22 protein-coding genes are annotated in these 23,504 nt (G+C 63.3%); 10 read left to right on the top strand and 12 right to left on the bottom strand.

Features of this window, described 5'->3' with window-relative positions; translation table 11 throughout:
* Positions 1–163 precede the first annotated feature (163 nt).
* The 4 genes from X739_RS162030 (at position 164) to X739_RS162045 (ending at position 4,497) form a co-directional block, all read left to right on the top strand.
* Positions 164–1,162 carry an ABC transporter ATP-binding protein gene (locus tag X739_RS162030; RefSeq protein ID WP_023772565.1) on the top strand — a complete coding sequence of 333 codons (999 nt, stop codon included), beginning with the start codon at positions 164–166 and terminating at the stop codon, positions 1,160–1,162.
* Between the two features lie 40 nt (positions 1,163–1,202).
* Complete coding sequence (locus X739_RS162035; protein ID WP_023772566.1) at positions 1,203–2,168, top strand: ABC transporter permease; 966 nt, start codon at positions 1,203–1,205, stop codon at positions 2,166–2,168.
* Positions 2,158–2,973, top strand: coding sequence for an ABC transporter permease (locus tag X739_RS162040; protein WP_023792659.1), 816 nt, complete (start codon positions 2,158–2,160; stop codon positions 2,971–2,973). The genes X739_RS162035 and X739_RS162040 overlap by 11 nt, the downstream gene beginning before the upstream one ends.
* Positions 2,974–3,069: 96 nt before the next feature.
* Complete coding sequence (locus tag X739_RS162045) at positions 3,070–4,497, top strand: gamma-aminobutyraldehyde dehydrogenase (RefSeq protein ID WP_023792655.1); 1,428 nt, start codon at positions 3,070–3,072, stop codon at positions 4,495–4,497.
* A gap of 180 nt (positions 4,498–4,677) precedes the next feature.
* Here X739_RS162045 and X739_RS162050 read toward each other — a convergent pair whose 3' ends face one another.
* From X739_RS162050 to X739_RS162095, 10 genes are all read right to left on the bottom strand, one after another.
* Positions 4,678–4,992, bottom strand: a complete 315-nt coding sequence (locus X739_RS162050) for a hypothetical protein (protein WP_023772569.1) — start codon at positions 4,990–4,992, stop codon at positions 4,678–4,680.
* Between the two features lie 153 nt (positions 4,993–5,145).
* A complete protein-coding gene (locus tag X739_RS162055; RefSeq protein WP_023783358.1) occupies positions 5,146–5,508 on the bottom strand; it encodes a nuclear transport factor 2 family protein in 363 nt (120 codons plus the stop codon).
* An 84-nt stretch (positions 5,509–5,592) separates the two neighbouring features.
* Positions 5,593–6,069: a carboxymuconolactone decarboxylase family protein gene (locus tag X739_RS162060; RefSeq protein WP_023772571.1), complete on the bottom strand. Its 477-nt coding sequence runs from the start codon at positions 6,067–6,069 to the stop codon at positions 5,593–5,595.
* Positions 6,070–6,178: 109 nt separating this feature from the next.
* Positions 6,179–7,732, bottom strand: a complete 1,554-nt coding sequence (locus X739_RS162065) for an alpha/beta fold hydrolase (protein WP_023772572.1) — start codon at positions 7,730–7,732, stop codon at positions 6,179–6,181.
* A 112-nt stretch (positions 7,733–7,844) separates the two neighbouring features.
* Positions 7,845–8,156 carry a formate dehydrogenase subunit delta gene (locus X739_RS162070; RefSeq protein WP_023772573.1) on the bottom strand — a complete coding sequence of 104 codons (312 nt, stop codon included), beginning with the start codon at positions 8,154–8,156 and terminating at the stop codon, positions 7,845–7,847.
* Positions 8,146–8,976, bottom strand: coding sequence for a formate dehydrogenase accessory sulfurtransferase FdhD (gene fdhD, locus X739_RS162075; protein ID WP_023792647.1), 831 nt, complete (start codon positions 8,974–8,976; stop codon positions 8,146–8,148). Before fdhD ends, X739_RS162070 begins: the two co-directional genes overlap by 11 nt.
* Before the next feature lie 2 nt (positions 8,977–8,978).
* Complete coding sequence (gene fdhF, locus X739_RS162080) at positions 8,979–11,891, bottom strand: formate dehydrogenase subunit alpha (protein ID WP_023792644.1); 2,913 nt, start codon at positions 11,889–11,891, stop codon at positions 8,979–8,981.
* A 10-nt stretch (positions 11,892–11,901) separates the two neighbouring features.
* Positions 11,902–13,458: an NADH-quinone oxidoreductase subunit NuoF gene (locus tag X739_RS162085; RefSeq protein ID WP_023792640.1), complete on the bottom strand. Its 1,557-nt coding sequence runs from the start codon at positions 13,456–13,458 to the stop codon at positions 11,902–11,904.
* Positions 13,455–13,934 carry a formate dehydrogenase subunit gamma gene (locus X739_RS162090; protein WP_023783362.1) on the bottom strand — a complete coding sequence of 160 codons (480 nt, stop codon included), beginning with the start codon at positions 13,932–13,934 and terminating at the stop codon, positions 13,455–13,457. Before X739_RS162090 ends, X739_RS162085 begins: the two co-directional genes overlap by 4 nt.
* 134 nt (positions 13,935–14,068) lie before the next feature.
* Complete coding sequence (locus X739_RS162095; protein ID WP_015314117.1) at positions 14,069–14,968, bottom strand: LysR family transcriptional regulator; 900 nt, start codon at positions 14,966–14,968, stop codon at positions 14,069–14,071.
* Positions 14,969–15,134: 166 nt separating this feature from the next.
* On the opposite strand from X739_RS162095, the gene X739_RS162100 reads away from it, so the two are divergent.
* Together X739_RS162100 and X739_RS162105 are read left to right on the top strand one after the other, a co-directional pair.
* A complete protein-coding gene (locus X739_RS162100; RefSeq protein ID WP_023772578.1) occupies positions 15,135–15,776 on the top strand; it encodes a DUF47 domain-containing protein in 642 nt (213 codons plus the stop codon).
* Positions 15,777–15,779: 3 nt separating this feature from the next.
* A complete protein-coding gene (locus tag X739_RS162105) occupies positions 15,780–16,784 on the top strand; it encodes an inorganic phosphate transporter (protein WP_023792634.1) in 1,005 nt (334 codons plus the stop codon).
* Positions 16,785–16,823: 39 nt separating this feature from the next.
* On the opposite strand, the gene X739_RS162110 is transcribed toward X739_RS162105, so the two are convergent.
* Positions 16,824–17,201, bottom strand: coding sequence for a VOC family protein (locus tag X739_RS162110; RefSeq protein ID WP_023792631.1), 378 nt, complete (start codon positions 17,199–17,201; stop codon positions 16,824–16,826).
* Between the two features lie 181 nt (positions 17,202–17,382).
* Here X739_RS162110 and X739_RS162115 point away from each other — a divergent pair, with 181 nt between their 5' ends.
* The gene (locus X739_RS162115) at positions 17,383–18,561 is read left to right on the top strand and encodes an Mrp/NBP35 family ATP-binding protein (RefSeq protein ID WP_023772581.1); all 1,179 of its coding nucleotides are present in this window, start codon (positions 17,383–17,385) and stop codon (positions 18,559–18,561) included.
* A gap of 18 nt (positions 18,562–18,579) precedes the next feature.
* Here X739_RS162115 and X739_RS162120 read toward each other — a convergent pair whose 3' ends face one another.
* On the bottom strand, positions 18,580–19,029 hold the full coding sequence (locus X739_RS162120) for a carbon monoxide dehydrogenase subunit G (RefSeq protein ID WP_015314114.1): 450 nt from the start codon (positions 19,027–19,029) through the stop codon (positions 18,580–18,582).
* Between the two features lie 151 nt (positions 19,030–19,180).
* Between X739_RS162120 and X739_RS162125 the strand changes: the two genes are divergently transcribed.
* The 3 genes from X739_RS162125 to chrA all read left to right on the top strand — a co-directional run bounded on the left by X739_RS162125 (position 19,181) and on the right by chrA (position 23,421).
* The gene (locus X739_RS162125) at positions 19,181–20,986 is read left to right on the top strand and encodes an IlvD/Edd family dehydratase (protein ID WP_023792627.1); all 1,806 of its coding nucleotides are present in this window, start codon (positions 19,181–19,183) and stop codon (positions 20,984–20,986) included.
* A gap of 228 nt (positions 20,987–21,214) precedes the next feature.
* Positions 21,215–22,033 (top strand): sulfurtransferase/chromate resistance protein, encoded by an 819-nt coding sequence (locus tag X739_RS162130; RefSeq protein WP_023792624.1) that lies wholly within the window; start codon positions 21,215–21,217, stop codon positions 22,031–22,033.
* Positions 22,030–23,421, top strand: coding sequence for a chromate efflux transporter (gene chrA / locus X739_RS162135; protein ID WP_023792620.1), 1,392 nt, complete (start codon positions 22,030–22,032; stop codon positions 23,419–23,421). The genes X739_RS162130 and chrA overlap by 4 nt, the downstream gene beginning before the upstream one ends.
* The last annotated feature ends 83 nt before the right edge of the window (positions 23,422–23,504 follow it).

The raw sequence follows: 23,504 nt of genomic DNA, 5'->3' as shown, positions 1-23,504 counted from the left end.
CCCCTCATTGTCCTTCCGGACATTTCTCCCGTTGCAGAATAAGCGCCAACATCGCGACCAGCTTCCTTCTCCCCGTCACCATACGGGGAGAAGGTGCCGGCAGGCGGATGAGGGGCAGCACAGACGCCTCAATTGAAGAGCCTGGCACATTGCAGGACACCCCATGACATCAGCCGTTTCCTTTCAAAAAGCCTCGCGTCATTTCGGCAGCGTTCGCGCTGTCGACGCTGTCGATCTCGACATCGCGCCAGGCGAATTCTTCGCCATGCTCGGGCCGTCCGGTTCGGGCAAGACCACGTGCCTGCGTCTCATCGCCGGCTTCGAGCAGCCGACGGCGGGTTCGATCTCGATCTTCGGCGAGCGGGCCGAGGGCGTGCCGCCTTACCGCCGCAACGTCAACACCGTGTTCCAGGACTACGCGCTGTTCCCGCATCTCAATGTGCTCGACAACGTCGCCTACGGGCTGATGGTCAAGCGCATCGGCAAGGCCGAGCGGCACAAGGCGGCGGAAGAAGCGCTGTCGCTGGTGCGATTGCCCGGCTATGGCGCGCGCCGGCCCGGCCAGCTTTCCGGGGGCCAGCGCCAGCGTGTCGCGCTCGCCCGTGCCCTGGTCAACCAGCCCAAGGTGCTGCTGCTCGACGAGCCGCTCGGCGCGCTCGACCTCAAGCTGCGCGAAAACATGCAGGAAGAGCTGAAGTCACTGCAGAAGGCGCTCGGCATCACCTTCGTCTTCGTCACTCACGACCAGGGCGAGGCGCTGTCCATGGCCGATCGCGTCGCCGTCTTCAACGATGGCAGGGTCATGCAGATCGGCACGCCCGAGGATATTTATCAGCGGCCGAGCACGCGTTTCGTCGCCGATTTCGTCGGTTCCTCCAACGTGCTGCCGCCGGATTTCGTCCAGCGTTATGGCGGCCAGCGCCGCTGGGGGAGCCTGCGCCCTGAATCCATTCGTGTCGGCCGCGCGGCGAGCAGCGAAGGCGTCGCCGCACGCCTCGTCTCGACCAACTATCTGGGCGCCACGACAAGGCTGGCGCTGGATGCCGACGGGTTGAAACTGCACGCCGTGGTGCCGGCCGGCACTGCTTTGCCTGGGGAGGGCGAGGCGGTGGTGCTCACCTTCAACCGCGAGCATCTGCACCTGATGGACGAGCCGGTATGATGATGGTTTGCGCGACAGATCTCGGCCCTTCGAAAAAGCCATGACGATCACCGCCCTCAACGTCAAACCCGGCCCCGCCATTCTATCCGGCAGCGGCGGCATGCGCGGTGCGCTTTCCGACCTCTTCTGGCGCCGGCCAAAAGTCCTGCTCCTGCTGATGCTGCTGCCGCCGGTGCTGTGGCTCGGCATCGTCTATATCGGCTCGTTGTTCGCGCTTTTGGCGCAGAGTTTTTTCTCCATCGACGAGTTCTCCGGCCTCATCAACCGCCAGTTCACGCTGAAGACCTATGGCGACCTGTTGCAGGCCGCCAACCTCGATATCATCCTGCGCACGGTGACAATGGCGGCCTTGGTCACGCTGGCTTCGGCCATCGTCGCCTTTCCGATTGCCTACTACGCGGCGCGTTATGCGCGCGGCCGCTGGAAGGCGCTGTTCTATCTCGGCGTCATGCTGCCGCTGTGGTCGAGCTACCTGGTCAAGATCTATGCCTGGAAGCTGATCCTGGCCAAGGAAGGCATTTTAACCTGGCTGCTCGCCAAGCTGCATTTGTTGTGGCTGCTCGAGGCCTGGCTGTCGCTGCCGGTCGTCGGCGGCAATTCGCTGTCGGTGTCGTTCACCGGCACCTTCATCGTCTTCGTCTATGTCTGGCTGCCGTTCATGATCCTTCCCGTTCAGGCAGCCCTCGAGCGGGTGCCTGGCAATTTGGTCGAGGCCTCGTCCGATCTTGGTGCTTCGCCGAGGCAGACATTCCGCAACGTCTTATTCCCGCTGGCGCTGCCCGGCATCGTCGCCGGTTCGATCTTCACCTTTTCGCTGACATTGGGCGACTACATCATCCCGCAGATCATCGGCACTTCGCGCCTCTTCATCGGCCAGGCCGTCTATTCGCAGCAAGGCACCGCCGGCAACATACCGCTCGCCGCCGCCTTCACCGTGGTCCCCATCGTCACCATGGGCTTCTATCTCTGGGGCGCCAAGCGCATGGGAGCCTTCGATGCGCTCTGACCGTGGTCAATCCGCTCCCCTCCGCCTGAAGATCGCCGCCGCCAGCGGTCTGCTCTTCCTGCATCTGCCGATCCTGCTGATCTTCGTCTACGCCTTCACCACGGAGGAGAAGAGTTTCGTCTGGCCACCGCCGGGGCTGACCACGCAATGGTTCGCCGTCACCTGGAACCGGCCCGATGTCTGGGAAGCGTTGTCGCTGTCGGTGCGCGTCGCCGCCATGTCGACCGCGATCGCGCTGCTGCTCGGCACGCTCTGTGCCGGCGCGGTGTCACAGACGAAATTCTTCGGCCGAGAGACCATCTCGCTGCTGGTCATCCTGCCCATCGCGCTGCCCGGCATCATCACCGGCATCGCGCTGCGCTCGGCCTTTTCACTGGCCGAGATCCCGTTCTCGTTCTGGACGATCGTGCTCGGCCACGCCACTTTCTGCGTGGTCGTCGTCTACAACAACGCGGTCGCTCGTTTCCGCCGCACCTCCGGTTCGATGATCGAGGCCTCGATGGATCTCGGCGCCGATGGCTTCCAGACCTTCCGCCATGTCGTGCTGCCCAACATCGCCACCGCACTGCTCGCCGGCGGCATGCTGGCCTTCGCCCTCTCGTTCGATGAGGTCATCGTCACCACCTTCACCGCCGGCCAGCAGCAGACCGTGCCGATCTGGATGCTGGAGGAACTGATCCGCCCGCGCCAGCGCCCGGTCACCAATATCGTGGCCATGGTCGTCGTCCTGGTGACGCTGCTGCCGATCCTGTTTGCCTATTACCTGACCCGCGACGGCGACCAGATCGCCGGTTCGGGCAAATGAAAGTAGTGAGTAATTAAATAGCGGCCGAAATCCACTCACTACTCACTACTCACTACTCACTAATTACCCCATTCGCTTCTGCCCAAGGAGACACCGATGGACACCCAGATGCTGATCGGCTCGCAATTCGAGAAGGGCACCGAAACCGAGGAGCCGATCCTCAATCCGAAGACCGGGGCGACCATCCTCAACCTGCCCGAGGCCAGTCAGGCACAGATCGAGGCGGCAGTGAGCGCCGCCGAAAAGGCGTTCGCCTTGTGGTCGCGCACCACGCCGGCACAGCGCTCCGGCTACCTCCTGAAGATCGCCGACCGCATCGAGACCGAAGCGCAGGAGTTCGCGACGCTGGAGGCGTTGAATTGCGGCAAGCCAATCAATGCCGTGCTCAATGACGAAATCCCGGCCATCGTCGACTGCTACCGCTTCTTTGCCGGTGCGGTGCGTTCGATGCCGGGTGTGGTCGCGGGCGAATATCTGCCCGGCCACACCTCGATGGTCCGCCGCGATCCGATCGGCATCGTCGCCTCGATCGCGCCCTGGAACTATCCGCTGATGATGATGGCGTGGAAGCTGGCGCCGGCGATTGCCGGCGGCAACACGGTGGTTTTCAAGCCGTCGGAGCAGACGCCGCTGACGGCGCTGAAGCTGGCGACGATCCTGGCCGATGTCCTGCCCCAGGGCGTCGTCAACGTCGTGCTTGGCCGGGGGGACAGCGTCGGCAACACGCTGATCAATCACCCCAAGGTCAACATGATCTCGATCACTGGCGACGTCGCCACTGGCAAGAAGGTGCTGCAGGCCGCCGCAAAATCGGTCAAGCGCACGCATCTGGAACTCGGCGGCAAGGCGCCGGTCATCGTCTTCGACGATGCCGACCTCGGCGCCGTCGTCAACGGACTGCGCGCCTTCGGCTACTACAATGCCGGCCAGGACTGCACCGCGGCCTGCCGCATCTACGCCGGTAAGAAAATCTACGACAAGTTGGTCGCCGACCTCTCCGCCGCTGTCTCGACAATCAAATACAATCTATCAGACGATACCGAGAACGAGATCGGGCCGCTGATCTCGCGGCGCCAGCGCGACCGCGTCTCAAGCTTCGTGGAACGTGCTTCGGAGCTGAAGCACATCGAGATCACCACCGGCGGCAAGCCGGGCGAGGGCACCGGCTTCTACTACCAGCCGACCGTCGTCGCCGGCGCGCTTCAGGAGGACGAGATCGTGCGCCGCGAAGTGTTCGGCCCCGTCGTTTCGATAACCCGTTTCACGGAAGTGGACGAGGCCGTGAACTGGGCCAACGACAGCGATTACGGCCTGGCGTCATCCGTGTGGACCAAGGATGTTTCACGCGCCATGGCCACCGCCGCGCGGCTGCAATATGGCTGCACCTGGATCAACACCCACTTCATGCTGACCAACGAGATGCCGCATGGCGGCCTGAAGCAATCCGGCTACGGCAAGGACATGTCGCTCTATGCGCTGGAGGACTATACCGCCGTGCGCCATGTGATGGTTGCGCATGGGTGAGAAGCGGTCGCCGCGGGCGATCAATCGACAACGATTTGTCGATTGAAGCGACGCACGCCCGCAGCCGTAGCGAAGGGCCGGTCGCCGGATGAGGGGCAGTGCAAGCTTCTGCGATGCCGACGCTGCTCCTCATCTGCCTGCCGGCATCTTCTCCCGTGAACGGGAGAAGAACTCCAGCCGCTACTCCACAATGCGATAGATGTTCCACAGGCTGGTGCCCGACACGACATAGGGCTCCATCTCCTTGCCCCATTTGGCGTGCGCGTCGATCTTGCCGATCTTGGCGAACATCGCCTCCAACTGAGCCAGGCTTTCAACCTGGTGGTGCGACTCGACCGTCGCTTCACGGGCACCGATCGATCCGGTCATGATCTGGAACTTGAGGTCGGTTAGGCCGACCTGCGAGCCGATCTCGCGCTCCCATTTCTTCAACAGGTCAAGCACGGTCTGTTTATGCCCGAACTTTGCGTCGATCTGCCATCTGGCGCTGAACATCTTCTTCTCCTCCAGGGTTGCGGCCACAGCATGATTCCGAACCGAAGGTCCGCGTTTAGCGAAACTGGACCGACTTTCGGAAAGATCATGCCCCAGCACGGAAACAGGGTCCGTCCCGCTTCAATCGGGAAATGACCAGGCTCTGCGGTTGATCTACTCGTCCCAGGCCTGCACGACCGTCTGCCGTGCGATCCGGCCGTTCTTCAGCTCCAGCATCGCCGCGGCAAACACTTTCGTGCCATCCGGATAGGAGCAGGCCTGGGTGAAGGCCAGGCTGTCGCCGTCGGCGACCGTGGTGTCGACCTTGTGGGTCATCGCCCGGCTGCAGATGTCGTCCCAGAAGGTGGTGATCGCCGCGCGGCCGCGGACTTCGCGCGGCTTGCTCGGCGGGTTGTTGCGGTCGATCACCCGCACCAGCGCGTCATCGGCATAGAAGCTCGACAGCATCTTGCCGTCGCGGCCCTCGATCGCCTTCTTGATCGCCGGGCCATCCACGGCTTGGGTCTTGGTCAGCATTTTATCCTCCATGTGCCCGTCTTCACGATCGGGCGGTTGATATTCGGTAGGCACCACCCGGCGCTCGCCGCCAGGCAGGGATTTTCACTGTGACTTTGCCTTGACGGCAGCGAAGACGTTGTCGGTCTGCTTCTTGAAGGTCGCGAGATCGACCTGGCTGCCGTTGAGGATCGTCGACCAGTGGCGCACGATCGCCGCCATCGCGATCGTCTCCTTGATTTCCTCGTCGCTGGCGCCGTTGAGCTTGGCGGCCTCGGTGTGGAAATAGATGCAATACTGGCACGGGATCTGCGACGCGACCGCCAGCCCCATCAGCTCCTTGGTCTTGCCGTCGAGCGCCGTCTTGGGGTTGAGCTGGACGCCCTTGATCTCGGCCCAGGCCCCGGCGATGGCGACGTCAGGCAGTGTCTTGAACATATCCGGCACCGAGCCGAGCGTCGCCTCGATGTCCTTGTAGGTTGCCGCCGATGCATCCTCGGCTCTCGCCGGAGTGATCGTGAACAGCGCGCCAATGCCCGCCGCGATCACAAATGATCTGACATTCAGTTTTGACTTGGTCATTTCATCCTCCGTTCGCAGCGCCTTTCCGGCGATATCCGCCTTGGCCCGCATGGGGGAATTGATAGCGCCTATAGCGGTGCGCCTGCTTCGCCCGAAAGCGCCATGGCTCTCATGGCCCGTCCGGGCCAGTCTGCCTGGCGGAAAATGCCGCCGCGGCCGCTCGCGACGGCAGGTCGAGCTTGAGCAGTATGTTGGCGACGTGGCGCTTGACCGTGTGCTCGCTCAGCCTGAGTTCGACGGCAATCGCGGCATTGCTCTTGCCGTCGGCAATCAGGCTCACCACCTCGCTTTCCCTTGCCGTCAGCACGGCTGGTTCGGTCGTTTTGGTCCTGGCGCGGCAGTCGGGCTCCAGATGTTGTTCCGACATTGCCCGCACCAGCGCCATCGGCTCGTCCAGATCGTCCAGCGTCACCCGGCTGGCGTCTTCGAAATGCAGCCCCGAGCCGGTTGCCAGATCCGCGACCAGCCGCGACGCGAGAATATCGCCTCGGCTGGCATGCGCGGCGAGTTGCATTGTCACCCGCGCCGTCAACCCCACGGGCGGCCCGCGAAGTTCGATCTCGCCGACATGCGCGCCCTGCGCGCTGGCCACGCCGATCCCTTGCGCCGCCTCGCGCAGCGCCGCCGCACAGCGTATGGCGCGCGCCGGCCCATCGAAGCGCGAAATCATCATTTCCCCCTGCGTACCCAGCGCGCGGCCGCCATGGCGCCCGACCAGCAACCGCCAGGTTTCTTGGAACCGCTCGCTGCGTTCGCTCCACATACGGTCGCCCATCCGCGTCGTATCGTATATGCGCGTCACTAGAAGTGCCGCCAGCACGCGGTCCGCTTCCGAGACGGCGCGCTCGCCGGTCAGGAACTCCTCGATGAGGTCGGCGACCCGGTCGACATCGCCCGTCCAGATCGGATGATCGCGCCCCGGAATCTCGACCAGCCGCGCATTAGGGATTGTTTTGGCCAGGAAGCGGCTGGCGTCGGGATCGACCCGCCCGTCGTTGCGGCGATGGATGATCAGCGTCGGTGCGCTGATCGCCGCCAGCACGCCGCGCACATCGATTCCCGCGTTCATCCGCGCCAGCGCCGCTGCTGCCGTCGGGCTCGCCGACAGCCGCTCGAAACGCGCCCACCACTGGGTGAAATGCGCGTCGTCGACTCGGCCCGGCGCGAAATTGGGCAAGGTAGCGCCCGTACCCCAGGCCGTCTCGGCCGTGGCGATGAAGGCGTCGAGGCGTTCCGGCGACATCACCCATTTGTGGAAATGCGCATAGCCGCCATAGAGCGTCAGCGCTCGCGTCCGCTCCGGATAGGTAGCGGCGAACAGCATTGCCATCGGCGCGCCTTCGGAAGCGCCAAGCAGGGCGGCACGGCCGCTGCCGGCGGCGTCCATCACCGCGCGCACATCGTCCATCCTCGTTTCGAGGCTGGGCAGGTTGTGCGCATCGACACGGTCGGAAAGACCCGTGCCGCGCTTGTCGAACAGGATCAGCCGCGAGAATGCCGAAAGCCGCCTCAAGAGCCTGGTATAGCCCTCGTCTTCCCAATGCAGGTCGAGATTGGAAATGAAGCCCGGCACGAAGACGAGATCGAACGAGCCCTGGCCGACCACCTGATAGGCGATCCGCACCTCGCCACTGAGGGCATATCGGGTCTCGATCGGCCTCACGAGTTTCTTGCGCCCGGCCTGACGATTTCTGGTCGTGAACCATAGCAGAGCCGCGCCGATAGCGGCAGCTTAAACTTTAGCAGGGAGAAATATAGGCCGGCGCGGCCTACGGCTATTTTTGAGCGCCTGCAAGGTCGCCCGGAGGGACCTTGATTCCAAGTTTCAAATCAGCCTCGGCTGGCGTGATCGGCCGCTTGATCCTTGCCGCTGCCACTACGACCAGTTCGTCGAAATCTTCGCCGCCGCTGTCCAACATCTCGAAGAACTGGCGCCGCATTCTCGGCTCCCAGAACTTGTTGATATGCTCGGCGACGCCGGCAACGCCTTCCTCGCGTGGCCTGGAGTGGAAAAAGGCGGCGATCTGGTTGGCCATGCGCACCAGCTTTTCCCCCGTGCTCGTGATGTGGTCTTCGTCATGCGACATGCTGGGCAACTCCCGAAATCACCCGGTCGGGGTGGGTAAAAACATCGAAATCGTCGCCGCGCACCAGCGCCACCAGCGTCATGCCGGCTTCTTCTGCGGTGCGGATGGCAAGTGCCGTTGGCGCCGAGACGGCAATGATGAAGGCTGAACCGATCGCCGCCGTCTTCTGCACCATCTCGACCGAAACACGGCTGGTCACCACGACGGCGCCCGATGCGCCATCGATATTGGCCTTGGCCAGCGCTCCCGCCAGCTTGTCCAGCGCATTGTGGCGGCCGACATCCTCGCGCGCCATGACGACGCCCTTGCCGGGCACGTAGAGGCCGGCGGCATGCACGGCGCCAGTCTCTGTATGCAGCGGCTGCACTTTCGACAGCAGCTTGACCGAACGGGTGATGTCGTCGGCATTGAGCGTAAGCTTCGACGCACCGACCACATCGACCGAGCGCATCGCCTCCTCGATCGATTCGATGCCGCACAGCCCGCAGCCGACCGGTCCGGCAAGCCGCCGCCGCCGCGCCTCGAAGCGCGTATTGGCCTGGTCCTTCAACCGGATCTGGATGTCGATGCCGGCGCCATGATCCTCGACCTCGATCGCTTCGATCTCATCAGGCGCGGCGATGATGCCTTCGGTGAGCGAGAAGCCGAGCGCGAAATCCTCGAAATCGGCGGGGCTCGCCATCATCACCGCATGCGTGGTGCCGGCGAACGAGAACGCCACCGGCGTCTCCTCCGGCACCATGCGGTTGGACGCAGCCGTGCCGCTGGCGCGGTGCGCCAGTCGCGATATTTGCGTCGTCGCTTTGCGGCGCGCGGCCAAGACTACTCCGCCGCCTGCAGCGGAGCGATGCGACGGCTCTGCTTGGCCTGCTCGTCATAGTCGCGCTGCCATTCCGACGGGCCGTTGGAAGCGCCGACCTGCACCGCGGTCACCTTGTATTCCGGGCAATTGGTCGCCCAGTCGGAGAAGTCGGTGGTGATGACGTTGGCCTGCGTGTCGGGATGGTGGAAGGTGGTGTAGACCACGCCCGGCGATACCCTGTCGGTGATCAGCGCGCGAAGCGTTGTCTCGCCCGAACGGCTGGTCAGCCGGACCCAGTCGCCATCGCGCAGGCCACGATTTTCTGCGTCGTGCGGATGGAGTTCCAGTCGGTCCTCGGAGTGCCACATGACGTTTTCGGTGCGCCGCGTCTGCGCGCCGACATTGTACTGCGACAGGATACGGCCGGTGGTCAGCAGCAGCGGGAAGCGCGGTCCGGTTCTTTCGTCCGTCGCCACGTATTCGGTGCGGATGAACTTGCCCTTGCCGCGCACGAAGCCGTCAACATGCATGATCGGCGTGCCAAGCGGCGCCTTGTCGTTGCAGGGCCATTGCACGGAGCCGACCCGGTCGAGCAGATCGAAGGAGACATTGGCGAAGCTTGGCGTCGTCTTGGCGATCTCGTCCATGATTTCGGACGGATGGGTATAGTTCCAGTCGAGACCGATCGCACGGGCGAGTTCCTGCGTCGCCTCCCAATCGGCGTAGCGCGCCTTCGGTTCCAGAACCTTGCGCACCATATTGATGCGGCGCTCGGCATTGGTGAAGGTGCCGTCCTTCTCGAGGAAGGTCGAGCCGGGCAGGAAGACATGCGCGTAATTCGCCGTCTCGTTGAGGAAGAGGTCGTGCACCACCACGCATTCCATCGCGGCCAAGCCGGCGGCGACATGCTTGGTGTCGGGATCGGACTGCAGGATGTCCTCGCCCTGGATGTAGATGCCCTTGAACGAGCCGTCGACGGCGGCATCCAGCATGTTGGGAATGCGCAGGCCGGGTTCGTCGTCGAGCTTCACGCCCCACAGGCTTTCATAGATGTCGCGCACCGCGTCACCCGAAATGTGCCGGTAGCCCGGCAGCTCATGCGGGAACGAGCCCATGTCGCAAGAGCCCTGCACATTGTTCTGGCCGCGCAGCGGGTTCACGCCGACGCCAGGTCGGCCGATATTGCCGGTGGCCATTGCGAGGTTGGCGATCGCCATCACCGTGGTCGAGCCCTGGCTGTGCTCGGTGACGCCGAGGCCGTAATAGATCGCGCCATTGCCGCCCTTGGCGTAGAGACGGGCGGCACCGCGGATCAACTCCGGATCGACGCCGGACAGCTTGCCGACGATTTCGGGGCTGTTTTCCGGCAGGGCGACGAAGGACGCCCAGTCCTGGAACTCCGCCCAGTCGCAGCGCTCGCGGATGAACGCTTCGTCGAAAAGGCCCTCGGTGACGATGACATGCGCCAGCGAGGTCAGCACGGCGACATTGGTGCCGGGCTTCAGCGGCAAATGGTAGTCGGCTTCGACGTGGGCCGACTTGACCATCTCGGTGCGGCGCGGATCGAGCACGATCAGCTTGGCGCCCTGGCGCAGCCGCTTCTTCAGCCGCGAGGCGAACACCGGGTGCGCGGTAGCCGGATTGGCGCCGATGATGACGGCGACGTCGGTGAATTCGACGGAATCGAAATCCTGCGTGCCGGCCGAGGTGCCGTAGGTCTGGCCAAGCCCATAGCCGGTCGGCGAATGGCAGACGCGCGCGCAGGTGTCGACATTGTTGTTGCGGAAGCCCTGCCGAACCAGCTTCTGGACGAGGTAGGTCTCCTCATTCGTGCAGCGCGAGGAGGTGATGCCGCCGATCGCGGTGCGTCCGTACTGGTACTGGATGCGGCGGAATTCCTTGGCCGTATGGGCGATCGCCTCCTCCCAGCTCACTTCGCGCCACGGGTCGCTGACCTTTTCGCGGATCATCGGCGACAGGATGCGGTCCTTGTGGGTGGCATAACCGTAAGCGAAGCGGCCCTTCACGCAGGAATGGCCGTGGTTGGCCATGCCTTCCTTGTAGGGCATCATGCGGATGACCTCATCGCCCTTCACTTCGGCCTTGAACGAGCAGCCGACGCCGCAATAGGCGCAGGTGGTCACGGCGGAGCGCTCGGGCATGCCCTTTTCGAGGACTGTCTTCTCGCGCAGAGCATCGGTCGGACAGGCCTGCACGCAAGCACCGCAGGACACGCATTCGGAGGCAATGAAGTCCTCGTGCATGCCGGCGACCATGCGCGATTCGAAGCCGCGGCCTTCGATGGTCAGCGCGAAAGTGCCTTGCACCTCCTCGCAGGCGCGCACGCAGCGCGAGCAGACGATGCACTGCGCCGGATCATAGGTGAAATAGGGGTTGGACTCATCGCGGGCGATGTAGTCGACCGCGAGCGAGCCATGGCCCGGCGCGACGCCATTTTCTTCCTTGACGTGGTTGCGGCCCTCAACGCCGTACCGATTTTCGGTCAGGCCCACGGACTTCGCCACCACATCGAACTCGCTGGCGCCAGTTCCGGCCTTCTCGTGCCAACCGGTGGGATGGTCGGAGACGTAGAGTTCCATGACCCCCCGGCGGATCGCGTCGAGCCTGTCCGACTGCGTGCGCACCACCATGCCTTCGCCGACAGGCGTCGTGCAGGAAGCCGGCGTACCGCCGCGCCCGTCGATTTCGACGAGGCAGACGCGGCAGGAACCGAACGAGTCCAGCATGTCGGTGGCGCAGAGCTTCGGGATCTCCACCCCGCCTTCCATCGCCGCGCGCATGATCGAGGTGCCTTCCGGCACGCTGATGCTGCGGCCATCGACGGTCAGCGTGACCTGTTTTTGCGCCTTCGACTCCGGAGTTCCGTAGTCAATCTCTTCGATCAGCGTTGGGAAGTCGGCCTTAATGTTCATCCGCCAGCTCCTATTCAGCAGCCACGCGCGCTGGCGCGGGCTTGAAATCCTCGGGGAAATGGGTGATCGAGCTCATCACCGGGTAGGGCGTGAAGCCGCCCAGCGCGCAGAGCGAACCGAACTTCATCGTGTTGCAGAGGTCGGTGACCAGAGCGAGATTCTTTTCCAGTTCGATGCCGGCGGCGAGCCTGTCGATGGTTTCTACGCCCCGCGTCGAGCCGATGCGGCAAGGCGTGCACTTGCCGCAGCTTTCGATGGCGCAGAATTCCATGGCGAAGCGTGCCTGCTTCAGCATGTCGGCGGTATCGTCGAAAACCGTGATGCCGGCGTGACCGATCAGTCCATCGCGCTTGGCGAATTCCTCGTAGTCGAACGGCGTGTCGAACAGTGCGCGCGGGAAGTAGGCACCGAGCGGCCCGCCGACCTGCACCGCCTTCACCGGGCGCCCGGTGGACGTGCCGCCGCCGATCTCGTCGACAATTTCGCCCAGTGTCAGGCCGAAAGCGGTTTCGAACAGGCCGCCCTGCTTGACGTTCCCGGCGATCTGGATCGGGATCGTGCCGCGCGAACGGCCCATGCCGAAATCCTTGTAGAAGGCGGCGCCCTTGTCCATGATCACAGGCACCGAAGCCAGCGAAATGACGTTGTTGATCACTGTCGGTTTGCCGAACAACCCTTGTATCGCGGGCAGCGGCGGCTTGGCGCGCACCACGCCGCGCTTGCCTTCCAGGCTGTTCAAGAGCGAAGTTTCCTCGCCGCAGACATAGGCGCCGGCACCGACGCGGATTTCCATGTCGAAGGCGTTGGGTGAACCCAGTACAGTGACACCGAGCACACCGGCCTTGCGGGCGATCTCGACGGCCTTGTTCATGACAGCCACCGCGTGCGGATATTCCGAGCGGATATAGACGAAACCCTTGGTCGCGCCGGTTGCGATGCCGGCGATGGCCATGCCTTCGATGAGCACGAAGGGATCGCCCTCCATGATCATGCGATCGGCGAAGGTGGCGCTGTCGCCCTCATCGGCGTTGCAGACGATGTATTTGCGCTCCGATGTCGTATCGAGCACCGTCTTCCATTTGATGCCAGTCGGGAAGCCCGCGCCGCCGCGGCCACGCAGGCCGGACTCGGTGACCTGCTTGACGATGTCGGCGGGCGCCATGGCCACCGCGTTCCGCAGGCCGTTCAAACCGCGGAGCGATTTGTAGGCATCGAGCGACAGCGGGTCGTTTATGCCGCAACGTGCAAACGTCAAGCGAGTTTGTTTGGCCAGGAATGGAATCTTGTCGGGTGCGCCGAGCCAGCGCTTGTGATGGCCCCCTGTGAGAAAACCGCTGTCGAACAGGCTCTTCACGTCCGACGGCTTCACCGGCCCGTAGGCGACGCGGCCATTGGCCGTCGCCACTTCGACCATCGGTTCGAGGAAATAAGCGCCGCGCGAGCCATTGCGCACGATCTTGGCCTCGATGCCGCGCTCGGCGAGTTCCGCGCGAATAGCCTTCGCGACCTTTTCCGCCCCCAGCGCCAGTGCGCCGGAATCGCCGGGAATATAGATACGGGGGGTCATGAGCGCACCTCCGCGACGATCTCGTCGATCTTGTCGTCATCGAGCCGACCGATCACCTCGCCATCCAGCATCGCAGACGGCGAGCAGGCGCACAGCCCGAGGCAATAGACCGGTTCCAGCGTAACGGATCCGTCACGCGTGGTCTCATGGAAGTCGATCCCGAGCAACTGCTTGACCTTGGCGGCGACTGCGTCCGAACCCATCGACTGGCAGGCTTCCGCCTGGCAGAGCTTGAGCACGTGCCGTCCGGCCGGTCGCGCACGGAAATCATGATAGAAAGTCACGACACCATGCACCTCGGCCCGGGACAGGTTCAGCCCGTCGGCAATGACGGGCACGGCGTCCTGCGGGACATGGCCGAATTCTTCCTGGATGCCGTGGAGGATCGGCAGCAGCGGACCCTCGAGGTCCTTCAACTCCTGGATAATCGCCGCTGTGCGCGATGCGATCTCGGTACTTGCAGGCTGCATCGTCACGCAGCGCCCTCCCTGGTCGATGGCTTTTATCGCTAAGTCTTTACAAAATCAGAGGAAACCCGCGAAATCAATAAAGCTGTTTCGTTGCTCGATAGAAATCTTCTATCGACGGGGTTCCGCCTGCATTGTCTAGACTAGCGGTGGGCGCGGAAATCGTCTGCCAGCGCCATCGCCTCGTCCAGCAGCGCCTGCACCAGCGGCGTGTGCGGCTCGCGCGGCGCGGCCACCAGCCCGACCGTGTGGCTGGCATCGGGCTCGACGATCGGAATGGCCCGGATCGGTTCGGAAAAACCGAATGTTTCCGCAAGGTTGAGTGGCATGATCGATGACCATTTGCCGGTCCGAATATGCGAGAACAGCACGATCATCGAGTTCGATTCCAGCGTCGGCCGCACCTGCACGCCGGCTTCCGCCAGGTGCTGGTCGATGATGCGGCGGTTCTGCATGTCCGGCGTCAGAAGGCACAGCGGCAACTGGCTGATCTCGGACCATGTCACTTTGTCGCGGTCGGAATAGGGATTGCCGATTGCGGTGATCAATTGGTAGCGCTCGTCATAGAGCGGCACGCTGGTCACCCGTCCTAGCGGTTCGTTGTCTAGATAGGTAATTCCCGCATCGACATCGAAATTGCCAAGCAGCGACAGCACTTCGATCGAGGTTCGCGACAGCACCGAAAAGGTGACGCCTGGGTGCTTGTCTCGAAAGGGCGTGGTCAATCTGGCGACCATCGCCAAGGCCGTCGGGATGGCGGCGATACGGATGCGGCCGGAAAGGCCGTACCGGGCGGCGCGCATCTCCTCGCGCATGGTCCTGGAGTCACCGACGATGCGGCGTGCCCAGACCAACACCTGCTTGCCCTCCGGCGTCAACCCCTGGAAACGCGACCCGCGATTGACCAACATGACGCCGAGCTGGCCCTCGAGCTGCTTGATGCCGGCCGACAAGGTCGGCTGCGTGACCCCGCACGCCTCGGCCGCCCGGCCGAAGTGCTCTTCCTTGGCCAGCGCGATGAAGAATTCGAGTTTGTCGATCATGCCGTCCTTCCGGTCGTACTCAGGCTCGGGGAAATTGTCCTTTGCCGCAAGCGGTATGCGCAATCGTTCCGCATCCACATCTTTCAGCCGGCTCACTGTTTCCCGCGGCATCACGCGGCGCTATGTCAGTGAAACGGTCGTGGGCCGGGCGCGAAGGGAGACTGACATGCTGGGCTGGTTCCGCAAGCTGTTGCCGCGCGAAGATCGTTTCTTCGAGTTGTTCGAGCGCCATTCCCGCATCGTGGTTGGCGGCGCCGAAGCGCTACAGCTGCTTCTTCAGGGCAAGGATATCGATCGATGGTGCCAGAAGATCGTCGATCTCGAAGACGAGGCCGATCATATCACGGCGGAAGTCCTGCTTGCGGTGCGGCGCTCTTTCATCACACCTTTCGATCGCGGCGACATCAAGGATCTGATCCAGTCGATGGATGATGCCATCGACATGATGCACAAGACCGTCAAGACGGTAAGACTGTTCGAGAAAAGCGAATTCGATCCGCTGATGCAAGAAATGGGCGCCGTCATCGTCGACGCCGCGCGCCTAGTCGCGGAGGCGATCCCACTGCTCGCCAAGGTCGGCGCCAACAGCGCAAGCCTCAACGCCCTCGCCGAGGAAGTGATGCGTGCCGAAGGTCGCGCCGACGATCTGCATGAGCAGGGCCTGAAGGATCTGTTCAGGCGCCACGGCCGCGGCGACGCGATGGCCTATCTGATCGGCTCGGAAATCTATGGTCAGCTGGAGAAGGTGGTCGACCGCTTCGAGGACGTCGCCAACGAGATCAGCGGCATCGTCATCGAGAACGTCTAGGCGATGGAAGCCACCATCGCCTTTCCCGTGCTGGCCGGCCTCGTTGTCGTCGCGCTGTTCTTCGATTTTCTGAACGGCCTGCATGATGCGGCAAATTCCATTGCCACCATCGTCTCCACCCGCGTGCTGAGGCCGCAATATGCGGTTTTATGGGCGGCATTCTTCAATTTCATCGCATTCATGTTCTTTGGTCTTCATGTCGCCGAGACCGTGGGAAAAGGCATTGTCGACGTCACCATTGTCACTCCGGCAGTGATCTTTTCGGCTCTCGTCGGCGCCATCGTCTGGAACATCGTTACCTGGATTGCCGGCATCCCTTCGAGCAGTTCGCACGCGCTGATCGGCGGGCTGGTTGGCGCCGGCGTCGCAAAGGCGGGCATTGGTGCCATTGTCTGGTCGGGACTTGGCAAGACGGTTGCCGCGATCGTGCTGTCGCCGGCGGCCGGTTTTGTCCTGGCGCTCGTCCTGATCCTGGTGGTTTCGTGGCTGTTTGTGCGCCAGACGCCGTTCGCCGTCGACAGCACCTTTCGCGTCCTCCAGTTCTTTTCCGCTTCGCTCTATTCGCTTGGGCATGGCGGCAACGATGCGCAGAAGACCATGGGCATCATCGCCGTGCTGCTCTACTCGCAAGGCATGCTCGGCGAAAAATTCTACGTGCCGCTCTGGGTCGTCCTGACCTGCCAATCGGCGCTGGCGCTTGGCACGCTGTTCGGCGGCTGGCGGATTGTCCATACAATGGGTTCGAAGATCACCCGGCTCAATCCAATGCAGGGCTTTTGCGCTGAAACCGGTGGCGCCATCACGCTGTTCGCCGCCACCTGGCTCGGCGTTCCCGTATCGACCACCCATACGATTACCGGCGCCATCATCGGCGTCGGTGCCGCCCGCCGCGTCTCGGCGGTGCGCTGGGGCCTGGCCGGCAACATCGTCATCGCCTGGATCGTGACCTTGCCCGCGACGGCGGCCATTTCGGCTCTCGCCTACCTCGCCGTCAACCTTGCGGGATGAGGTGAGCGGCGCCCGAAGTGGCGGCAATCGCGATACTGCCTAGCCGTTCACAAGATTGAGGATGTTGCCGTCCGGATCCTTGAACCATGCGACCTTCATGCCCTGGCCGACATGGATGTCGCCCTCGATCGTCAGTCCGGGCATTGCATAATGCTCGAAGGTGACTCCTTTCGATTTCAACGATTTGACGACAGTCTCGATCTCGTCGCCGACCGTCCAGGTCACCGCCGTCGCCTTGTTGGTCCCGGCAAACTCGGAATGATAGACATTGATGAAGGTGTCGCCGCTTTTGTAGACGATCAACTCGCCACCTATATCGTCTACCTGCTTGAGGCCCAGCGTCCCTTCATAAAACGCCTTTGCTCTCGCCAGGTCTTTCACCGCCACATTGGCCGTTGCGTTGCTGTTTGCGAGCATGATCTTACCCTTCCCTGATTGTTTTCCCTCATGCTGCCCACTGAAATAGGTCGCCTTCCGTGTTTAGCGACGGGTATGCACTGAAGTTCTTGCTCGCGAAAACCAAGGGTGCGTCGAGGCGGCTGCTTGGTTCTCCCCGAGAACTGCATTATCTGAAGTGCCGAACGCTGAGGAAAAGAACATGTCCGTCACCAAGGAAATCGTCATCGAGCGGCTGAAGACGGTCAACGGGCCGGACTTCACCGGAAACATCGTCGACCTCGGCATGGTTTCGGAGATTTTCATCGCCGATTCGAAAGTGTTCTTCTCGATCACCGTTCCCGCCTCGCGCGCCCAGGAGATGGAGCCGTTGCGCGCCGCCGCCGAGCGGGTGGTGAAGGCCATTCCCGGCGTCGCCGGCGCGGTCGTTGCGCTGACGGCTGAAAAGAAAGGCGGCGGCATGGAGGGGTCGGTTCCATCGCGCCCCGCACCCAGGCCGGCGCCGACAGCTCCGGTCGCTGCGCCGCCGCGGGCGGCTCCGCATGCTCCTGCTTCGCAGAGCCAGGGCAAGCGCGGCGTGCCCGGCATCGAGGCGATCATAGCGGTTGCTTCCGGCAAGGGCGGTGTCGGCAAGTCGACCACGGCCGTCAACCTGGCGCTTGGTCTTGCCGCCAATGGTTTGCGGGTCGGTGTGCTGGATGCCGACATCTATGGCCCGTCGATGCCCAGGCTGCTCAACATCCATGGCCGGCCGCAGACGATCGACGGCAAGATCCTGAAACCGATGGAGAATTACGGCCTCAAGGTGATGTCGATGGGTTTCCTCGTCGATGAGGAGACGCCGATGATCTGGCGTGGGCCGATGGTAATGTCGGCTCTGACGCAGATGCTGCGTGAGGTTGAATGGGGGCGGCTCGACGTGCTCGTCGTCGACATGCCGCCCGGCACGGGCGATGCGCAACTGACCATGGCCCAGCAGGTGCCGTTGGCCGGTGCCGTCATCGTCTCGACGCCGCAAGACCTGGCGCTGATCGATGCCCGCAAGGGCCTCAACATGTTCAAGAAAGTCGATGTGCCGCTGCTCGGCATCGTCGAGAACATGAGCTACTTCATCGCCCCGGATACCGGCAAGCGCTACGACATTTTCGGCCATGGCGGCGCGCGCCGCGAGGCGGAGAGGCTGGGCGTCACCTTCCTTGGCGAGGTGCCGCTTGAAATGGGGATCCGCGAGAGCTCTGACGCCGGCACGCCGGTGGTCGTCTCGAAGCCGGATGGCGCCGAGGCGAAAATCTATCGCGATATCGCTTCCAAGGTCTGGGACAGGGTCAACGAGGAACGCGGCGCGGCCGAAGCAGCTGTGCCGAGCATCGTCTTTGAGTGAACCCTCGCGGGGAGCGTATCAGCCGCCCACCTTCTCGCCGAAAGCCGAAAAGAACTGTCCGGCCAATTTCTTCGACGTCGATTCGATCAGCCGGCTGCCGAGCTGCGCGATCTTGCCGCCGACTTCTGCCTTGGCCGCATATTTGAGGACCGTCGCGTCCGGCCCGTCGGCGGTGAGGGTGACGTCGGCACCGCCCTTGGCGAAGCCGGCGATGCCGCCCTTGCCTTCGCCCTGGATGGTGTAGGCATGCGGCGGCTTGAGATTCCTGAGCGTCACTTCGCCGTTGAAGGTGGCCTTGATGGGTCCGATCTTCAGCACCACCGTTGCCGCCATCTCGGTCGCCGATTTCATTTCCAGGCTCTGGCAGCCCGGAATGGCGCCCCTCAGGACGGTTGGGTCGTTCAGCGCTTCCCACACTTTCTGCACGGGTGCGGCGATACGTTCCTCGCCCTCGATCACCAAAGCCATCTAAACCTCCCGCATCGCCGATGTCGGATTGGTCGTAGCGTGCGGCTCGATAGCTGTCTATCGCACCAAAGTCCGGATTCAGATCACGCGTGCCCCTTGCCTGCATCCGCGCGTTGTCATATCGATTTGTCATACAAATACGGAGACCACGATGGCCGGCGCCCCCACGAAAAAGAAAAAGTTCCGCTCGCAGGAGTGGTTCGACAATCCTGACAACCCGGGAATGACGGCGCTTTATCTCGAGCGCTACCTGAATTACGGGTTGACTCGCGCCGAGCTGATGTCGGGCAAACCGCTGATCGGCATCGCGCAGACGGGCTCTGACCTTTCGCCTTGCAACCGGCACCATATCGAACTCGCCAAGCGCGTGCGCGAAGGCATCGTCTCGATGGGCGGCATTCCTTTCGAATTCCCCTGTCACCCGATCCAGGAGACCGGCAAGCGGCCGACCGCGGCCCTTGACCGCAACCTCGCCTATCTCAGCCTTGTCGAGGTGCTCTACGGCTATCCACTCGACGGCGTCGTGCTCACCATCGGCTGCGACAAGACCACGCCTGCCTTGCTGATGGCGGCGGCGACCGTCAACATCCCGGCCATCGCGCTGTCGGTCGGCCCGATGCTCAATGGCTGGCATAAGGGCAAGCGCACCGGCTCGGGCACCATCGTCTGGGAATCGCGCCAGCGCCTGTCGGCCGGCGAGATCGGCTATGACGAGTTCATGGACATCGTCGCGTCCTCGGCGCCGTCCACCGGCTACTGCAACACGATGGGCACGGCCACCACGATGAATTCGCTGGCCGAGGCGCTCGGCATGCAACTGCCCGGTTCGGCCGCCATTCCCGCGCCCTACCGCGAGCGCGGCCAGATCGCCTACGAAACGGGCAAGCGCATCGTCGACATGGTGCACGAGGACCTGAAACCGTCCGATATCATGACCCGCGCGGCCTTCGAAAACGCCATCGTCGTCAATTCGGCGATCGGCGGCTCGACCAACGCGCCGATCCATCTCAACGCCATCGCCCGCCATCTCGGCGTGCCGCTCGACAATGACGACTGGCAGACCATCGGCCTCAAAGTGCCGCTCATCGTCAACCTGCAGCCCTCAGGTGAATATCTGGGCGAGGACTATCACCACGCCGGTGGCGTGCCTGCCGTGGTCGCCGAACTGATGAAGGCCGGAATGCTGCCGCATCCCGATGCCTTGACCGTTAATGGCAAGTCGATCGGCGCCAACTGCGAGGGCGTCGCCAACGAGAACACCGACGTCATCCGTACGGTGGCCGAGCCGCTGAAGGCCAATGCCGGCTTTATCAACTTCAAGGGCAATCTGTTCGATTCGGCGATCATGAAGATGAGCGGCATTTCGCCGGAATTCCGCGAGCGCTATCTGTCCAACCCGAACGACCCGGAAGCCTTCGAGGGCAACGCCATGGTCTTCGACGGCCCCGAGGATTACCACGCCCGCATTGACGATCCGGCGCAAGGCATCGACGAGCATACCATCCTGTTCATGCGCGGCGCCGGTCCCGTCGGCTATCCCGGCGGCGCCGAGGTCGTCAACATGCAGCCGCCGGCCTACCTCATCAAGAAGGGTATCCACGCGCTGGCCTGCATCGGCGACGGCCGCCAGTCCGGCACGTCGGGCTCACCGTCGATCCTGAATGCCTCGCCGGAAGCCGCGGTCGGCGGCGGCCTGGCGGTGCTCAAGACCGGCGACCGCGTTCGCATCGACCTGCGGAAGGGCACGGCGAACATCCTCGTCAGCGATGACGAGATCGCGCGGCGACGCGCCGAGCTGCAGAAGGATGGCGGCTATCACTATCCCCAGCACCAGACGCCATGGCAGGAGATCCAGCGCGGCATGGTCGACCAGTTCTCGGCCGGCATGGTGCTGAAGCCGGCGGTGAAATATCAGGATGTCGCCCACACCATGGGGGTGCCTCGCGACAATCATTGATTATTCCTGGGAATAGTCATCGATTGTTCCTGGCTGGTCACTGATGATGGATGACGACGACCGGCGGCCTTCGATCAGGCCGCCGTGTCACGGCCACAGGCCGGGAAGCGCTCCGTCCTTGACAAGCCAGCCCAACAATTCCACCATCATCACAAGGGGTGTATCGCGACGACCCCGTGAGGCGTCAGCCCAATGTTCGCGTCCAGGCTTCTTCAGGAGGTGGACGCCATGCCGTCAACAACCGCTATCACCGTACAGCAACTATCCCGTCTGATTGGTCTGCCGGGCGCACCTGTGATCGTCGATGTCCGTATCGATGAAGATTACGACGCCGACCCCCGCCTGTTGCCGGCCTCTCACCGGCGCAACTTCAAAACGGTCTCGGCCTGGGCAAACGACCTTGCCGGCAGCCAAGTAGCCGTCGTTTGCCAGAAGGGGCAAAAGCTTTCGCAAGGGGTGGCCGCATGGTTGCGGCATGAAGGCATTGCCGCCGAGTCCCTCGGAGGCGGCTTCGAAGCCTGGCGCGATGCCGGCGGGCCTCTGGTCCGCGCCGACAAGATACCGTCCCGCGATGAAAAGGGCCGCACCGTCTGGGTGACGAGGGCTCGCCCGAAGGTCGATCGCATCGCTTGCCCATGGCTGATCCGGCGCTTCATCGATCCCGACGCGGTGTTTCTCTTCGTCGAACCCGCTGAAGTTCCGGCTGTTGCCGACCGCTTTCAGGCCGTGCCTTTCGACATCGACAATGTGTTCTGGAGTCATCGCGGCGAGCGCTGCACCTTCGACACGATGATCGAGGAGTTCGGGCTGCAATCCCAGGCACTCGATCGGCTTGCCACGATCGTGCGCGCGGCCGACACCGCACGCCTGGATCTCGTTCCCCAGGCAGCCGGATTTCTGGCCGCCTCGCTTGGCCTGTCACGCATGTTCCGCCACGATCTGGAGCAGCTGGAGGCCGGCACGATGCTCTATGACGCGTTCTTCCGCTGGTGTCGCGACGCCACTGACGAGACGCACAACTGGCCGGGCGGGGCAAAGCCGTCATGAGCAGCCTCATTTCGGGGAAAGATGCCGACATCGTCGAGGCGCCGGCGGTCCCGACCTTCCGCGAAGCCACGAAACTCTGGGCGAAGATCGGATTGCTGAGCTTCGGCGGACCGGCGGGGCAGATCGCGCTCATGCACAAGGAATTGGTCGAGGACCGGCGCTGGATCGGCGAACAGCGTTTCCTGCATGCGCTGAACTACTGCATGCTACTTCCCGGTCCCGAGGCCCAGCAACTCGCCATCTATATCGGCTGGCTGCTGCACAGGACGATCGGCGGCCTTGTCGCGGGTGTCCTGTTCGTGGTGCCCGGCGCACTCGTCATGCTCACCCTGAGCATTCTCTATGCGCTCTATGGTGATGTCCCGCTGGTCACGGCGCTGTTCTTCGGGGTCAAGGCCGCCGTGCTCGCGGTCGTGGTCGAGGCGGTGATCCGCATCGGCCGCCGCGCCTTGACGAACCGGTTGATGGTGGCGATCGCGCTCTGCGCTTTTCTCGGCATCTATGTGCTCGCCATCCCGTTTCCGCTCATCGTCCTGATGGCGGGATTCGCGGGATGGGTGGGAAACCGTGTCGCGCCAGCCCTGTTTTCCGGCGGGGCGCACGGCAACAACGACGCTCCCGATATCAGGGGCGCGGTCGACCTGATGTTCGAACGCGGCGAACTAGCCCATACCAGGCCGACACGATGGCATGCGCCGCGCACCATCGCGATCTGGCTGCCGATCTGGCTCGGGCCGGTTCTGTTGCTCTGGGCGTTCACCGGGACGAGCAGCGTGTGGACGCAGATTGGCGGGTTCTTCAGCCTCATGGCGGTGGTCACCTTCGGCGGCGCCTATGCGGTTCTTGCCTATGTCGCGCAGGCAGCCGTGCAGTCCTTCGGCTGGCTCGCCCCTGGTGAAATGGTCGATGGCCTCGGCCTTGCCGAGACCACGCCGGGTCCACTCATTCTGGTGTTGCAATTCGTCGGCTTCATCGCCGCGTTTCGCCACGCCGGCTCGCTGGACGCGCTGCTTGGCGGATCGCTTGGAGCGCTGCTGACGCTGTGGGTAACGTTCACACCCTGCTTCTTCTGGATATTCCTCGGCGCGCCCTACATTGAGGCCCTGCGCGGCAACAAGGCGCTGTCGGCCGCGCTCGGCGCGATCACCGCCGCCGTGGTCGGCGTCATCATGAACCTTGCTCTGTGGTTCGCCTTGCACGTCGTCTTCCCCGAGGTGCGCATGACGGGGCTTGGCATGGATGTGCCGGTGCTTTCGTCGATCGACTGGCGAGCCGCGCTGCTTTCGGTGGCCGCCATGGTCGCCATTCTCAAGTTGAAAACCGGTGTGCTGCCGACGCTTGCGGGATGCGCTCTTGCCGGCGTGTTGCTGCTGGCCGCGGGCGGCTAGTGCATGTCGCCCGGAAGCGTCTTCAGTTCCGGGACAACGACATGCATCAAAACGGATACATTAGATTTCCGGCTCCTTTGTAT

The sequence above is a fragment of the Mesorhizobium sp. LNHC209A00 genome, from assembly GCF_000502915.1.
In the GTDB taxonomy this organism is placed as follows: Bacteria; Pseudomonadota; Alphaproteobacteria; order Rhizobiales; family Rhizobiaceae; genus Mesorhizobium.
The sequence above is the reverse complement of the archived record's forward strand: the minus strand, read 5'-3'. Positions and strand labels throughout refer to the sequence as shown.